This window comes from Streptomyces sp. SID13726, from assembly GCF_010548375.1.
In the GTDB taxonomy this organism is placed as follows: Bacteria; Actinomycetota; Actinomycetes; order Streptomycetales; family Streptomycetaceae; genus Streptomyces.
This window is the reverse complement of sequence record NZ_JAAGLY010000004.1, coordinates 490,127-503,697: the sequence shown is the minus strand read 5'-3', so window position 1 is coordinate 503,697 and position 13,571 is coordinate 490,127. Positions and strand designations below refer to the sequence as shown.

Below are 13,571 nucleotides of genomic sequence, written 5' to 3'. Positions count from 1 at the left end.
GACTTCGTGATCCATCCGGTAGCAGTCATCGGTGCCGGGCCCTTCGGCCTGTCGACCGCGGCCCATCTGCGGGCGCGCGGCATACCCGTGCGCGTCTTCGGCGACCCCATGGTCAGCTGGCGCGACCACATGCCCGCGGGCATGCTCCTGAAGTCCACCCCGGCCGCCTCCAACCTCGACGCGCCCCAGCCAGGACACACCCTCGTCGACTACTGCGACGCGGCGGGCATCCCGCGACTGGTGACCGACGAGGACATCGTGCCTGTCGAGACCTTCATCGCCTACGGCCAGTGGTTCCAGCAGAAGCTGGTGCCCGAGCTGGAGCAGGTGCGGGTCGTCTCCGTGGACCGCGCCGAGCGGGGCTTCACCCTGAAGCTCGACTCCGGGGAGTCGTTCACCGCACGCGCGGTCGTCGTCGCCACCGGCCTCTCCGGCCTGTCCCACCTGCCCCCGGAGCTGGCCGGAGCCGCCCCCGACGGCCCGGCGCCCACCGCCCCGGTCTCCCACAGCTCCCAGCACCACGGCCTCACCCGGTACTCGGGCAAGGAGCTGATCGTCGTCGGCGCCGGCCAGTCCGCGCTGGAGACGGCCGTCCTCGCGGCGGAGGCGGGCGCGCAGGTCAGGGTGGTCGCACGCGGACGCGGCAGCGTGGACTTCGGGGCGCCGCCGTGGAAGCAGCCGAAGCTGCGCCCCGAGTCGCCCTTCGGCCGGGCCTGGTCGCTGTGGGCGCTGACCTACTACCCGCACCCCTACCGACTGCTCCCGGCCGGCACCCGCCACTACCTGGTCCGCCGGGTCCTCGGACCCCTCGGCGCCTGGTGGCTGCGCGACCGCTTCGAGGGCAAGGTCCAGGTCACCGAGGTGGACCGGATCGTCGCGGCGGACGCGGCCGGCGGTCACCCGTCCCTGGAGGTGCTCACCGCCACCGGCACCAGGGACCGCCTCTCCGCCGACCATGTCATCGCGGCCACCGGCTACCGCGTCGACCTCGCCGCGATGGACTTCCTCGGCCACGAACTGCGCACCGCGCTCGCCGTCAGCCGCGGCACGCCCAGGCTCGGCGCCGGATACGTCTCCTCCGTGCCCGGCCTGTACTTCACCGGCCTGCCGGCGGCGGCCTCCTACGGCCCGGTGATGCGCTTCGTGTGCGGCACCGAGTTCGCCTCACCACGGCTGGCACGCCACCTGGCGGCGGCCCACGGGTAGCGGCGGAAGCGGGGTGCCCGGGACGCCGGTGGTCCGGTGTCCCGGCCCGCCTGAAAAACGCGTGTCACGACGTGCAGACGTCCTTCAACCGGTCCGCCGCCGCGTCGATCCTGCTGGAGTCCGGGCTGGTGTCGCCGTTCAGGATGGACTTGTTGTAGTCCTCGATCGCCTTGTCGAGGTCCTTGACGGCCTTGTCGACCTCGCTGTCGTCCGAGTCGCCCCGGACCTTGTTGATCCTGTCGACGTTCTTGTCGATCGTGTCGATGGATTCGTCGGTCCGCGACGGGTCCTTCACCGCGTCCCAGCCGGCCTCGTGGATGGCCTTGACGCTGTCCGCGATGGTGTCGGCGTTGGACACGCAGTCCAGGGAGTTGTCGATGTCGTCCGGGTCGCAGCCCGTGACGAGGACGGCGGTGAGGGCGACGGCGGTCAGGGCGGTGACGACGGTGAGGCTACGGCGACGGCGCATGGCTGTGGCCAACCCTTTCTCGGGGCGGGATTCGATGCCCCCAACGATTCCGTCGCCCGCCCGCCGCCACGAGGGAGCTGTCCGGCGTATGCGAGGTGTAGGTGTCTACACCTCGCCGACCCGCAACGCGACTACGACCGGTAACGCCCCAGCGTCCGCAGCCCCGGCAGCTCCCGGTCCCTGAAGTCGAACAGCGCCAGGTTCTCCCACGCGTTGCCCGAGGACGCGTCCGCCGGGTCCCAGCCGCTGCCCGCGCGGTAGGTCCACAGGCCCTCCCAGTAGCAGTAGCCGAGACCCTGCCCGTCCGGCACCCCGGCCGCGAGGTCGGCCACCGCGCGCAGCCACGCGGCCTGGCCCTCGGGCGTGGCCGGGAAGCCCTCGGTCAGCTGCGCGGGGTCGTTGAGGATGTCGTTGACGGCGTCCTCGCTCTTCAGCGTGAACGGGTACGCCGTCTCGGCGATCACGCACGGCTTGCCGTAACGCACCGTGATGTCGGCCATGTTGGCCGCCGCGTCCGCGATCGGGCCGTGCCAGAAGGGGTAGTAGGAGAGCCCGATGACGTCGAAGTCGACGCCGTACGACACCATGTTGTCGAACCACCAGCGGTACAGCCCGTTGTCGCCGCCGTTCGCCAGGTGCAGGATCGTGCGGACGCGGGGCGTGGTGTCGCGCGCCGCGCTCAGACCGGCCTTGAGGAAGGCGGTCATGGTGTCGAAGTGCTCCCAGTTGCCCTCGGGCCAGATCAGGCCTCCGTTCAACTCGTTGCCGATCTGGACGAGTTGGGCCGGGGTGCCCTGCCGCTTCAGCGCGCCGAGGACGTCGGCGGTGTGGTCGTACACCGCCCTGGTCAGGCCCGTCACGTCCAGGCCCGCCCACGCGGCCGGCTTGGTCTGGTGCGCCGGGTCGGCCCAGCTGTCGGAGTAGTGGAAGTCGATCCAGATGCCGACCCCGGCCCGCTTCAACCGCCGTGCCAGCGGCAGGATGTGCGCCTTGTTGTTGTAGCCGTCGACGGGGTTCACCCACACCTTGAGGCGCGCGTGGGTGACACCGGCCCGCGCGATCAGCCGGACCGGGTCCGCACGGTGGCCGTCGGCCGCGCGGTACACGGCCCCGTGGTCCTCGTTCTTCGGCAGCGAGGAGATGTCCACGCCACGGATCTCCAGCCGGTTCCGCTTCACCGCGGCCGGTGCGGCGACGGCCGGTGCGGCCCCCAGCACGGGAACGGCCAGTGCGGCGGCCCCAGCGGCCCCGGCGGCGGACAGAACAGTACGTCTGCGCATGTCAAAGTCCCTTCACAGTGAAACGAACGACACGGAAAAACGGAGGGAAGGAAGCGGGACGACCTCAGCGAGGCTCGCGGAACACCTCGACCGCGCCCGCCCCCACCACGGCCCTGCTCCCGTCCGGCAGCACGACCTTCACCTCGGCGTCGGTGTGGTTGACCGCGAACCGGAACACCTCCGACTCGCCCTCCCGTACGACGAGTTCGACGTCCCGGGGAAGATCAGCGGGCTCGACCCCCGCGTCCGCGAGGGCCAGGTCCACGACCGCCGCCAGGTCGGCACCGGTCAGCCGCGTGGCCAGATACCAGGCCGCCCCCTCGCCGAGCGCGCGCCGGGTCAGCGCCGGGCGCCCCGCCGTACGCCCGCCCTCGAAGACGGCGACCGTCTCGCAGCCGGCGCCGGGGACGACGTACTCGGACCACAGGTCGGCCTGGAGGACATCCCCTTGAGACGTCCGTACGGCGACCCGCTCGCCCGGCAGCAGGGGGTCGAACTCCTCGACGGTCAGGCCGAGTACGTCGCGCAGCGCTCCCGGGTAGGGCCCGGGGTGCACGGTGTCGTGTGCGTCGACGATGCCGGAGAAGAAGGAGACGAGGAGGGTGCCGCCGCGGGAGACGTACCGTTCGAGGTCCGCCGACAGGCGCGGGTCGGCCGAGTACAGCTGCGGGACGACCAGCAGCGGGTGGCGCGCGGGGTCCAGCTCCGCGACCGCGTCCGGTGCGAAGAAGTCCACCGTCAGGTGCCGGTCGTACAGCGCCTCGTAGAACGCGTCGAGGCGTTCCCGCGCGTCCAGGTCCTGGCTGGGCCGCCACTCCAGGCTCTGTGCCCACCAGGACTCCCAGGACCAGACCATGGCGACGTCGGCACGTGTGCGGGTGCCGCGCAGGTCGGCGAGGTCCGCGACCCGGTGCCCCAGGTCGCACACCTCACGCCACACGCGGGTGCCCGTGCCGCCCTGCGGGAGCATCGCCGAGTGGAACTTCTCGGCGCCCTGCCGGGACTGCCGCCACTGGAAGAACATCGCGCCCTCGGAGCCGCGGGCGACATGACCCAGGGAGTTGCGGGCCAGCTGGCCCGGCTCCTTGGCCGGGTTGTGCGGCTGCCAGTTGACGCCCGAGGGGGAGTGTTCGAGCAGCAGCCAGGGCTCGCCGCTCGCGAGGGAGCGGGTGAGGTCGGCGGCCAGGGCCAGGTTGACGTGGGTGCGGCGGCCGTCGGTGATCAGGTAGTGGTCGTTGGTGACCAGGTCGACCTCGCGGGCCCAGGCCCAGTAGTCGACGGCCGAGCACTGGCTGGGCGCGGCCATGAAGTTGGTGGTCACGGGCACGCCGGGGGAGAGGCGGTGCAGGATGTCCCGCTCGGCCACGAAGTTGGCGCGGGCCTGCGAGTCGGCGAACCGCTGGTAGTCCAGCTGGTGGGCGGGGTTGGCCACGGTCGGCGTCGCGCGGGGTGCCCCGATCTCCTCCCAGTCGCCGTAGAGCTGGCCCCAGAAGGCCGTGCCCCAGGCCCGGTTGAGGGCGTCGAGGGTGCCGTGGCGGTCCCGGAGCCAGCCCCGGAAGGCGGCGGCGCAGGTGTCGCAGTAGCAGGCGAGGACGGGGGCGCCGTACTCGTTGTGGACGTGCCACAGGACGACGGCGGGGTGGTGGCCGTACCGCTCCCCGAGCCGCTCGGTGACCGCCGAGGCCGCCGCCCGGTACGCGGGGTCGGAGTGGCAGATCGCCCCGCGCGACCCGAACGCCAGCCGCACCCCCTCCCGCGTCACCGGCAGCGCCTCGGGGTGCGCCCGGTAGAACCACGCGGGCGGCACGACGGTCGGCGTCGCGAGGTCCACGGCGATGCCGGCCCCGTGGAGCATCCCGATGATCCGGTCCAGCCAGTCCCAGTCGTACGCGCCGGGCCGGGGCTCGATCCGGGACCAGGCGAAGATCCCCAGCGAGACCATCGTCACACCGGCCTCGCGCATCAGCCGTACGTCCTCCTCCCACACCTCTTCCGGCCACTGCTCGGGGTTGTAGTCGCCCCCGAAGGCGAGTGGCAGGCGGTCGTGCGGGGCGGCGGAGGGCATGCGATGGCTCCCAGGAATGGGCGGGATGACGTCGGGTTTCTGTGATCGTGCACAGCAGCGAGAACAGCCGACATCTGCGAGCAACAAGTAGGTAACCCCACGCCCCCGCCATTGACAAGGGGACGAAACAATTCTCTACTGTGCACGATCACAGAGCCGCGCGGCCCTCGCGCACAGCCTCTCGGTCACGTCCGCAGAACCTCCCCCCACGGCGGTTGCCGCGAACGCGCGACGTCCCGAGACCGGCTGGTTCCAAGTCAGGGGAGATGAAGATGTCGATCAACCGCCGCCAGATCAGCAGGCGCAGCATCCTTGCCGGGGCCGCAGCCCTCGGCCTCACCAGCACCCTCGCCGCCTGCGGCGGTTCCGACGACAAGGACTCCGGCGAGAGCAGCGGGCCGGTCAAGCTGACCTACTGGGCGTGGGCGCCCAACATGGAGAAGGTCGCCGCGATCTGGAACAAGAAGAACCCGGACATCACGGTCACCGTGTCCAAGCAGGCCAGCGGCGGCGAGATCGTCTCCAAGCTGATCACCGCGAAGAAGGCCGGCAACGCCCCCGACCTCATCCAGGTCGAGTACCAGTCCCTGCCGACCCTGGTCTCCAACGACGTCCTGGCCGACATCACCAAGTACGCCGGTGACACCAAGTCCCAGTTCGCCGAGGGCCTGTGGGGCATGGTCACCCTGGGCACGGACGCGCTCTACGCGATCCCGCAGGACGCCGGGCCGCTGATGTTCTACTACCGCGAGGACCTCTTCAAGAAGCACGGCCTGACCGTCCCGAAGACCTGGACGGAGTTCGCCGAGACCGCCCGCGCCGCCAAGAAGGCCGTCCCGGATGCGTATCTGACCACCTTCTCCTCCAACGACCCCGGTCTGTTCGCGGGCCTCTCCCAGCAGGCCGGCGCCAAGTGGTGGACCGTCGACTCGGCCGGCAAGTGGACCGTCGGCATCGACGACGCGGCCACCGAGCAGGTCGCCGAGTTCTGGGGCGGCCTGGTGCAGGAGGGCGTCATCGACAACCAGCCGATGTACACCCCGGCCTGGAACAACGCCCTCAACAAGGGCACCCACCTGGCCTGGGTCTCTGCGGTCTGGGCGCCCGGTGTGCTGGTCTCCTCCGCGCCCGACACCAAGGGCAAGTGGCGCATGGCCCCGCTCCCGCAGTGGAAGTCCGGCGAGAACGTCACCGGCAGCTGGGGCGGTTCCTCCACCGGTGTCTCCACCGACTCCAAGCACGCCGAGGCCGCCGCCAAGTTCGCCACCTGGCTGAACACCGACCCGGAGGCGCTGGCCGCCCTGGTCAAGGAGGTCGCGATCTACCCGGCCGCGACCAAGGGCCAGTCCGGCGACGTCCTGACCACGCCCGAGTTCTTCTCGAACCAGGCGGACTTCTACACCACGGCCGGTGAGATCGCCGCGACCACGGCCGCCGCTGCCTGGGGCCCCAACGTCAACACGGCGTACACCACCTTCCAGGACGCCTTCGGCAAGGCGACCAAGGCGAAGAAGGAGTCCCAGTTCGACTCCGCCCTCGCCACCATGCAGTCGAAGACCTTCGCCGACATGAAGAAGCAGGGCTTCGAGGTGACCGAGGCATGACCAGCGCGCCGCTCAAGGGCGCCGACCTCACCGAGGTCGGGCCCTTGGCGGACGGCACCGGCACTGCCCAGTCCGTCCGCCCCAGCCGCCCCCGCCGCCGTGGCCGCGGCGCACCGTACTGGTTCCTGGTGCCCACCCTCACCCTCTTCGCCGCCTTCACCGTGGTGCCCATCGGGTACGCGATCTGGCTGAGCCTGCACCGGGTCCAGGTCAAGGGCATCGGCCTCGGCAAGGGAGCCCGGCAGCAGGTCTGGAACGGCATCGGCAACTACACGGACGTCCTCAACGACTCCGAGTTCGGCCACAGCGTCCTGCGCGCCTTCGGCTACGGCCTCATCGTCATCCCGACCATGCTGGGCCTCGCGCTGCTGTTCGCGCTGATGCTGGACACCCCGAAGGCCCGCAGCGCGCCCTTCGCCCGGCTGATGATCTTCCTGCCGTACGCGGTGCCGGGCATCATCGCCGCCCTCATGTGGGGCTTCCTCTACCTGCCGGACGTCAGCCCCTTCTACTACCTGCTCGACAAGTTCGGCCTCCCGCAGCCCGACCTGTTCGACGGCGGCAACCTCTACCTCTCCTTCGCGAACATCGCGGTCTGGGGCGGCACCGGCTTCAACATGATCGTCATCTACACCGCGCTCAGGGCGATCCCGCCGGACATCTACGAGGCGGCGAGGATCGACGGCGCGTCCGACCTGAAGATCGCCCTGCGGATCAAGATCCCGATCGTGATGCCCTCCCTGGTCCTCACCTTCTTCTTCTCCGTGATCGCCACCCTCCAGGTCTTCACCGAGCCGATGACCCTCAAGCCGCTGACCAACGGCCTGCCCAGCTCGTGGAGCCCCCTGATGGCCATCTACGACAAGGCCTTCCTCCAGTCCGACATCTACGGCGCCTCCGCCACCGCGGTCGTCCTGGCCCTGGCCACGTTCGTCCTCTCCTTCACGCTGCTGCGCATCTCCGACCGCTACACCCGGGAGGACCGGGCATGACCCCCCTCACCCTCACCGCCAAGCCCGACAGCGGTCGCCGCACCGCCTGGGTGCCCACGATCGTGCTGATCCTCGGCGCGCTGTACTGCCTGGTCCCCATCGCCTGGGTGGTCGTCGCGGCGACCAAGGACCGGTCGGAGCTCTTCTCCACCTTCACCTTCGCCCCCGGCACCGGCTTCTTCCAGAACCTCAGCGACCTGACCGCCTACCGCGACGGCATCTTCTGGAAGTGGATGGCCAACTCGGCCTTCTACGCCGGTTTCGGCGCCCTTCTCTCCGCCGCGGTCTCGGCGGCGGGCGGCTACGCGCTCGGCCGGTTCGCCTTCCGCGGCCGTGAGGCCATCTTCAAGATGATCCTGGCCGGCGTCCTGGTCCCGTCGATCGTGCTCGCCGTACCGCAGTACCTGCTGCTGTCGAAGCTCGGCATGGCCGACTCGTACTGGTCGATGCTGCTGCCGTCGATCCTCTCGCCCTACGGCGTCTACCTGGTCCGCATCTACGCGGCGGCCTCGGTGCCCGCCGAGCTGATGGAGGCGGCCCGCATGGACGGCGCGAGCGAGTGGCGGATCTTCTCGCGGATCGCCGTACCGATGATGATGCCGGGCCTGATCACGGTGTTCCTCTTCCAGTTCGTCGGCATCTGGAACAACTTCCTGCTGCCGTACGTGATGCTGGCCGACGACGAGAAGTTCCCGATCACCCTCGGCCTCTACACGCTGCTCGCCCAGGGCGCCTCGCAGCCGGCCCTCTACACCCTGGTCATCACCGGCTGTCTGCTCGCGATCCTCCCGCTGATCGCGCTCTTCCTGGTGATCCAGCGGTTCTGGTCCCTGGACCTGCTGAGCGGCTCGGTCAAGGCCTGAACAACCCTTCTCTTGCTGACGTCTCTAGCTGACGAGGAACATGACCACCAGCGCGAACGGCCGCCGCAGGCCCCCCACCATCCACGACGTGGCCCGCGAGGCGGGCGTGTCGCGGGGGACCGTCTCCCGCTTCCTGAACGGCGGCCACTACGTCTCGCCCGCCGCCGGGCGGGCCGTGGAGTCCGCCATCAAGAAGACCGGCTATGTGGTCAACCGGCATGCGCGCAGCCTCAGTACGGGCCGCTCGGACTCGGTGGCGTTCCTTCTGACGGAACCGCAGGAGAAGTTCTTCGAGGACCCCAACTTCAACATCCTGCTGCGGGGCTGCACCGAGCGGCTCGCCCAGCACGACATCCCGCTGCTGCTGATGCTCGCCGAGAGCGACGACGACCGGCGGCGCCTGACCCGGTACATCACTTCGGGTCACGTCGACGGGGTGCTGCTGCTGTCCAACCACAGCGGTGACCCGGTCGCGGCCGAACTGCACGACGCCGGGATCCCGTTGGTGGTCTGCGGCAAGCCGATCGGGCTCGGCTCCAAGGTGAGTTACGTGGCCGCCGCCGACCGCGAGGGCGCGCAGGACATGGTCCGGCATCTCCTCGACGGCGGCCGCCGGCGCGTCGGCATGGTCACCGGGCCGCTGGACATGCCGGGCGGGCCCGACCGGCTCGCCGGGTACCGGGACGTGCTCGCCGAGGCGGGACTGCCGTACGACGCGGCGCTCGTGGTCGAGGGCGACTTCCGGCGCAGCGGCGGCGAACGGGCCGCCCGGCGCCTGCTCGCCCAGGCCCCCGACATGGACGCGGTGTTCGTCGCCTCCGACCTCATGGCCCTCGGTGTCGTGGGCGTCCTTCAGCAGGCGGGCCGTTCGGTCCCCGACGACATCGCTGTCGGCGGCTTCGACGACTCCCCGGCGGCCACCGCCATCGCCCCCGCCCTCACCACCATGCGCCAGCCCTTCGACCGCATCAGCGCCGAGATGGTCCGCATGCTCCTCGCCCAGATCGCGGGCGAGGACACGGCGGGGGTGATACTCCCGACGGAACTGGTGGTGCGGGACTCGGCGTAGCGCTCCGCGAGGGAGCGGGAGCCGACGGCACGCGGGCAGCGGGACCGACCGTCGCCGCGTCACGTCGGCCGCCGTCACAGCCGTCGCGCCCCGCCCGACCGCATCCGGTCGACAGGCGGCATGTCGCCTGGCACGCCCGGTCGTGGTGCGGCCGTTCCCGACGCGCCGCGTCACGCCCCGGAACCGGAACTGCCGTCAACGGATGTGAAAGCAGCAGCCGTCCGGTTCGCGTCGAGTCGGAGGGGCCAACCATCCGTATTCTCTGATCATGGCCGCCTCCACCGCATATTCACTCATCGCCACCGACCTGGACGGAACGCTGCTGCGCGCCGACGACACCCTCTCCGACCGGTCGCTGGCCGCGCTCGCGAGGGTGGCCGCCGGCGGCGCCCGGCATCTCGTCGTCACGGGACGGCCGGCGCCCAGAGTGCGGCCGCTCCTCGACGACCTCGGCAGCACGGGGCTCGCGGTGTGCGGGCAGGGCGCGCAGGTGTACGACGCCGGCGCGGACCGTCTGCTGTGGTCGGTGACCCTGGACCGGGAGCTGGCCGAGACCGCGCTCGGCAAGATCGAGGCCGAGGTCGGGCAGGTGTACGCGGCCGTCGACCAGGACGGCGTGGACGGGCTCACCCTCATCGAGCCGGGCTATCTGATGCCCCATCCGACGCTGCCCGCGGTGCGGGTGGGCCGCCGCGACGACCTGTGGTGCGAGCCGATCAGCAAGGTGCTGCTGCGTCACCCGTACCTGTCCGACGACGAGTTGGCAGTCACGGCCCGCTCCGTGGTCGGCTCACTGGCCACCGTCACCATGTCGGGACCCGGGACCGTCGAACTCCAGCCATGCGGCATCACCAAGGCGACCGGCCTCGCGCTGGCCGCCGAACACCTGGGCCTGGGCCCCGAGGTGACGATCGCCTTCGGGGACATGCCCAACGACATCCCGATGTTCGACTGGGCGGCCCACGGTGTCGCGATGGCCAACGCCCACCCCGAACTCAAGGCCGTGGCCGACGAGGTGACCCTGTCGAACGAGGACGACGGCATCGCCGTCGTCCTCGAAAGACTGTTCGGTGAGGCGTAGTTCCTAGTACGCGCCCCACACGTTGTCGATGGACCCGTACCGCTGCGCCGCGTAGTTGCAGGCCGCGGTGATGTTGGCGACCGGGTCGTACGGGTCCCACGAGGTGTTGGCCACGTGGTAGGCGTTGAAGGTCGGGTCGATCACCTGGAGCAGGCCCTTGGACGGGGTGCCGGCGGCCGCGTTGGAGTCCCAGTTGTTGATGGCCCACGGGTTGCCGGAGGACTCGCGGATGACGTTGCGGTAGATGCCGTCGTAGGAGCCCGGGATGCCGTTCTCCGCCATGACGGCGAGGGAGGCCCGGATCCAGCCGTCGAGGGTGTTGGAGTAGCCGAGCGTGGTCGCGGTCTGCACGGCCGGGGTGGCCGCGGACGCGCTGGTCGCGCCGATGAGCGGGAGGGCGAGCACGGCGGCCCCGGTGCCGAGGACGGCGAGCTTGCGGGCGAGACGGTTCTCGCGCTTGAGACGGTGCTGAGCGGCAGCAGGCATGGCGAAGTTCCTCTCCGTCGCCTGCGAGGTGAGCTGTCGGGTTCGGGCGGGAGATGCCCGGCCATGCCCGCGAAAGGCATGACTTCACCCCAAGCCTTACCGGTCTGTCCGAAGACGCCCGGTCCGGCGACTTACCTGGGTCCCCCGCTCCTGCCCTGGTTCTCGGTGGGTGTGTACGGGCGGTGGCAGGATTCGGCGTCCGCCCGACAGGCCCGGAACGTATGCGAGAGCACATGTCCGGAACAAGTGGCGAATTCACATGCGGTGCCTATTGACCTTGGTAGGAGGCATTTGAGGCGCTTGATCCTTTGCGGTCGCCAAGCCTCAACTCGCGCACGGGCAAAGGCGGATCGGCGCATTCCGGATGCCTGCCGATCCGCCTGCCCGAGTGGGCCAAGTCACAGCCGAGTGCAAGAGGGGTAAAACGGGCAAGAATGCCCAACTCGTGGTCAACCGGCCGTCCGTGGAATCCGCTTCTCCCACGTCCGGTGGAACACCACCTCGTCGCCGTCGGTACAGATCACCTCGTTCGAGGTGAGGAAGTCCGTCCCGTCGCAGCTGATCTCCGAGCGGGTGCGGACGGTGGTGTCCCAGGCGAGCTCAGGGCGGTGCAGCCGGATCGACCAGTCCGAGCGGGCGTGCGCCGACAGCGGGTCCGCCTCCTGGATCGTGTACGTCTCCAGCGCGTCCTCGGTGAACTCCAGACCGTCTGGGTACACGCGCGTGCCGCCGTACCGGGGGTCGACCTCCAGCCGCCACTCACCCTTGGCCACGTCCCGCACGACCAGGCGCTCGGGGCGGGGTTCGTCGAGGGTCGCGGGGAAGTTCACGCCGAGGGGTGGGGACTGCTCAGGCTCCTCGAAGGAGATCTCCGAGTCCATGCCCGAGGCCGCCTCACGCGCGCGTACCGGCAGTTCGAGGAAGCTCCCCGCCGGATCCAGCGTGAACCCGGCCCGCGACTCCGGCTGCGGCCAGATCCACGGCCAGTACGCTGAGGACACGGCGAGCCGGATGCGGTGTCCGGGCGGGAAGGCGTGCCCGATGCCGTTCAGCTCGAAGGACACCTCCTCGGCGGCCCCCGGCTCCCAGGGCACGGACCGGTCCCGCCCGAGCCGCGCCGAGAGATTCAGCACCCCTCGCGTGACGAGCGTCGACGAACCGTCCGGCGCGACATCGCAGAGCCGCGCGACGACCTGCCCGCGCGCCACCTCCGAGCTCACCCTGAGCCGCACCCGGGGCCGCCCCAGCACCCACGTCTCCTCACCCACCGCGAACTCGAAGCAGACCGAGCGGGCGTCCTCCTCCCGCTGGTCCGGCGGCAGGTCGGCGTCGTTGCCGAAGGGGAAGAAACGGCCGGCGTCCACGCCCGTGTGCTGCGGGGAACGGACCGGAACAGGGGCGCCCTGAAGGCCGTACGACACCGTGGTCACGTTCGGGGAGGGCCACGCCGGTTCGCCGACCCAGCGGCCCGGCAGGGTGTCGTACACCGTGGCCGGAGGGTGCGAGTCGCTGACGTAGGCCCGCAGGAGCGGTTCGCGCATGACTCCGGTGTCGGCGCCCTTGAGGTGCTGGTCCCACCAGCGCAGGGTCTCCTGGAGGAAGCCGATCGCCGGGCCGGGCGGCAGACCGCGGTCGGGGTACTGGTGGGACCAGGGGCCGATCAGGCCGCGGACGCGGTCCTCGGGCAGATGCTCGACGAGCCGCAGGACCGTGTCGCGGTACGGGTCGTGCCAGCCGCCCACCGCGAGGACGGCCGCGCCGATCGCGCCGTAGTCCTCGCAGACGCTGCCGTGGCGCCAGTAGGCGTCACGGGTCTGGTGGTCGAGCCAGGTGTGGATGAACGGGTCGACGCCCTCCAGGCGCTTGAGCCACAGGTCCCGCCACTCCGGTCCCGCGTAGTGCGGATCCGGCGGCCGGGAGACGAACGCGAGCATCGTCGCCGCCCACGCGTGCATGTCCACCGCGAGGACGGAACCTCCCATGTAGTGCACGTCGTTGTCATAACGGTCGTCGGTGGAGCAGACGGTGACGACCGCCTTGAGCGGCTCGGGTGCGAGGGCCGCGATCTGGAGGGAGTTGAAACCGCCCCAGGAGATGCCGAACATGCCGACCCTGCCGTCGCACCAGGGCTGCGCGGCCAGCCAGTTGACGACCTCGACGCCGTCGGCGAGCTCGGTCGCCGAGTACTCGTCGCCCGGCATGCCCTCGCTGTTGCCGTGCCCGCGCACGTCCACGCGGACCGAGGCGTAGCCGTGGCCCGCGTACCAGGGGTGGCGCTGCCAGTCGCGGGGCGCGGTCCAGTCGGTGAGCCGGTACGGCAGGTATTCCAGGATCGCGGGTACCGGTTCGGGGGTGAGGGGCCGCCACACGCGCGCGTAGAGGAGCGTCCCGTCCGGGAGCGGGATGCGGACGTCCTCGTGGGCCGTCTCGTAGGGGAAGGACGTACGGATGTGGAT

At 70.6% G+C, this 13,571-nt stretch carries 11 protein-coding genes and 1 riboswitch; of the genes, 6 read left to right on the top strand and 5 right to left on the bottom strand.

The window, feature by feature from the left end:
* Positions 1-6 precede the first annotated feature (6 nt).
* A complete protein-coding gene (locus tag G3I78_RS13565) occupies positions 7-1,206 on the top strand; it encodes an FAD-dependent oxidoreductase (RefSeq protein ID WP_164423889.1) in 1,200 nt (399 codons plus the stop codon).
* 64 nt (positions 1,207-1,270) lie between these two features.
* Here the strand turns inward: G3I78_RS13565 and G3I78_RS13560 are convergent, their stop codons facing one another.
* The 3 genes from G3I78_RS13560 to G3I78_RS13550 form a co-directional block, all read right to left on the bottom strand.
* Positions 1,271-1,675, bottom strand: a complete 405-nt coding sequence (locus tag G3I78_RS13560; protein WP_164423887.1) for a hypothetical protein — start codon at positions 1,673-1,675, stop codon at positions 1,271-1,273.
* Between the two features lie 131 nt (positions 1,676-1,806).
* Complete coding sequence (locus G3I78_RS13555; RefSeq protein ID WP_164423885.1) at positions 1,807-2,955, bottom strand: glycosyl hydrolase 53 family protein; 1,149 nt, start codon at positions 2,953-2,955, stop codon at positions 1,807-1,809.
* Positions 2,956-3,019: 64 nt separating this feature from the next.
* On the bottom strand, positions 3,020-5,020 hold the full coding sequence (locus G3I78_RS13550) for a beta-galactosidase (RefSeq protein ID WP_164423883.1): 2,001 nt from the start codon (positions 5,018-5,020) through the stop codon (positions 3,020-3,022).
* Positions 5,021-5,286: 266 nt separating this feature from the next.
* Between G3I78_RS13550 and G3I78_RS13545 the strand changes: the two genes are divergently transcribed.
* From G3I78_RS13545 to G3I78_RS13525, 5 genes are all read left to right on the top strand, one after another.
* The gene (locus G3I78_RS13545) at positions 5,287-6,624 is read left to right on the top strand and encodes a sugar ABC transporter substrate-binding protein (RefSeq protein ID WP_164423881.1); all 1,338 of its coding nucleotides are present in this window, start codon (positions 5,287-5,289) and stop codon (positions 6,622-6,624) included.
* Positions 6,621-7,616 (top strand): sugar ABC transporter permease, encoded by a 996-nt coding sequence (locus G3I78_RS13540; RefSeq protein WP_203614873.1) that lies wholly within the window; start codon positions 6,621-6,623, stop codon positions 7,614-7,616. Before G3I78_RS13545 ends, G3I78_RS13540 begins: the two co-directional genes overlap by 4 nt.
* On the top strand, positions 7,613-8,479 hold the full coding sequence (locus G3I78_RS13535; protein ID WP_164423879.1) for a carbohydrate ABC transporter permease: 867 nt from the start codon (positions 7,613-7,615) through the stop codon (positions 8,477-8,479). Before G3I78_RS13540 ends, G3I78_RS13535 begins: the two co-directional genes overlap by 4 nt.
* Positions 8,480-8,519: 40 nt before the next feature.
* Positions 8,520-9,548, top strand: a complete 1,029-nt coding sequence (locus G3I78_RS13530) for a LacI family DNA-binding transcriptional regulator (protein ID WP_164423877.1) — start codon at positions 8,520-8,522, stop codon at positions 9,546-9,548.
* 268 nt (positions 9,549-9,816) lie between these two features.
* Positions 9,817-10,629, top strand: coding sequence for an HAD family hydrolase (locus tag G3I78_RS13525; protein WP_164423875.1), 813 nt, complete (start codon positions 9,817-9,819; stop codon positions 10,627-10,629).
* A gap of 3 nt (positions 10,630-10,632) precedes the next feature.
* On the opposite strand, the gene G3I78_RS13520 is transcribed toward G3I78_RS13525, so the two are convergent.
* Positions 10,633-11,115: a transglycosylase SLT domain-containing protein gene (locus G3I78_RS13520; protein ID WP_164423873.1), complete on the bottom strand. Its 483-nt coding sequence runs from the start codon at positions 11,113-11,115 to the stop codon at positions 10,633-10,635.
* 5 nt (positions 11,116-11,120) lie between these two features.
* A riboswitch (cyclic di-AMP (ydaO/yuaA leader) is annotated at positions 11,121-11,293 on the bottom strand.
* Between the two features lie 271 nt (positions 11,294-11,564).
* A complete protein-coding gene (locus G3I78_RS13515; protein ID WP_164424201.1) occupies positions 11,565-13,571 on the bottom strand; it encodes a CocE/NonD family hydrolase in 2,007 nt (668 codons plus the stop codon).

Coding starts and splice junctions, on each gene's coding strand:
- G3I78_RS13535 (WP_164423879.1), top strand. CDS start 7,613: ATGACCCCCCTCACCCTCACCGCCAAGCCCGACAGCGGTCGCCGCACC.
- G3I78_RS13525 (WP_164423875.1), top strand. CDS start 9,817: ATGGCCGCCTCCACCGCATATTCACTCATCGCCACCGACCTGGACGGA.
- G3I78_RS13545 (WP_164423881.1), top strand. CDS start 5,287: ATGAAGATGTCGATCAACCGCCGCCAGATCAGCAGGCGCAGCATCCTT.
- G3I78_RS13560 (WP_164423887.1), bottom strand. CDS start 1,675: ATGCGCCGTCGCCGTAGCCTCACCGTCGTCACCGCCCTGACCGCCGTC.
- G3I78_RS13520 (WP_164423873.1), bottom strand. CDS start 11,115: ATGCCTGCTGCCGCTCAGCACCGTCTCAAGCGCGAGAACCGTCTCGCC.
- G3I78_RS13540 (WP_203614873.1), top strand. CDS start 6,621: ATGACCAGCGCGCCGCTCAAGGGCGCCGACCTCACCGAGGTCGGGCCC.
- G3I78_RS13555 (WP_164423885.1), bottom strand. CDS start 2,955: ATGCGCAGACGTACTGTTCTGTCCGCCGCCGGGGCCGCTGGGGCCGCC.
- G3I78_RS13550 (WP_164423883.1), bottom strand. CDS start 5,020: ATGCCCTCCGCCGCCCCGCACGACCGCCTGCCACTCGCCTTCGGGGGC.
- G3I78_RS13530 (WP_164423877.1), top strand. CDS start 8,520: ATGACCACCAGCGCGAACGGCCGCCGCAGGCCCCCCACCATCCACGAC.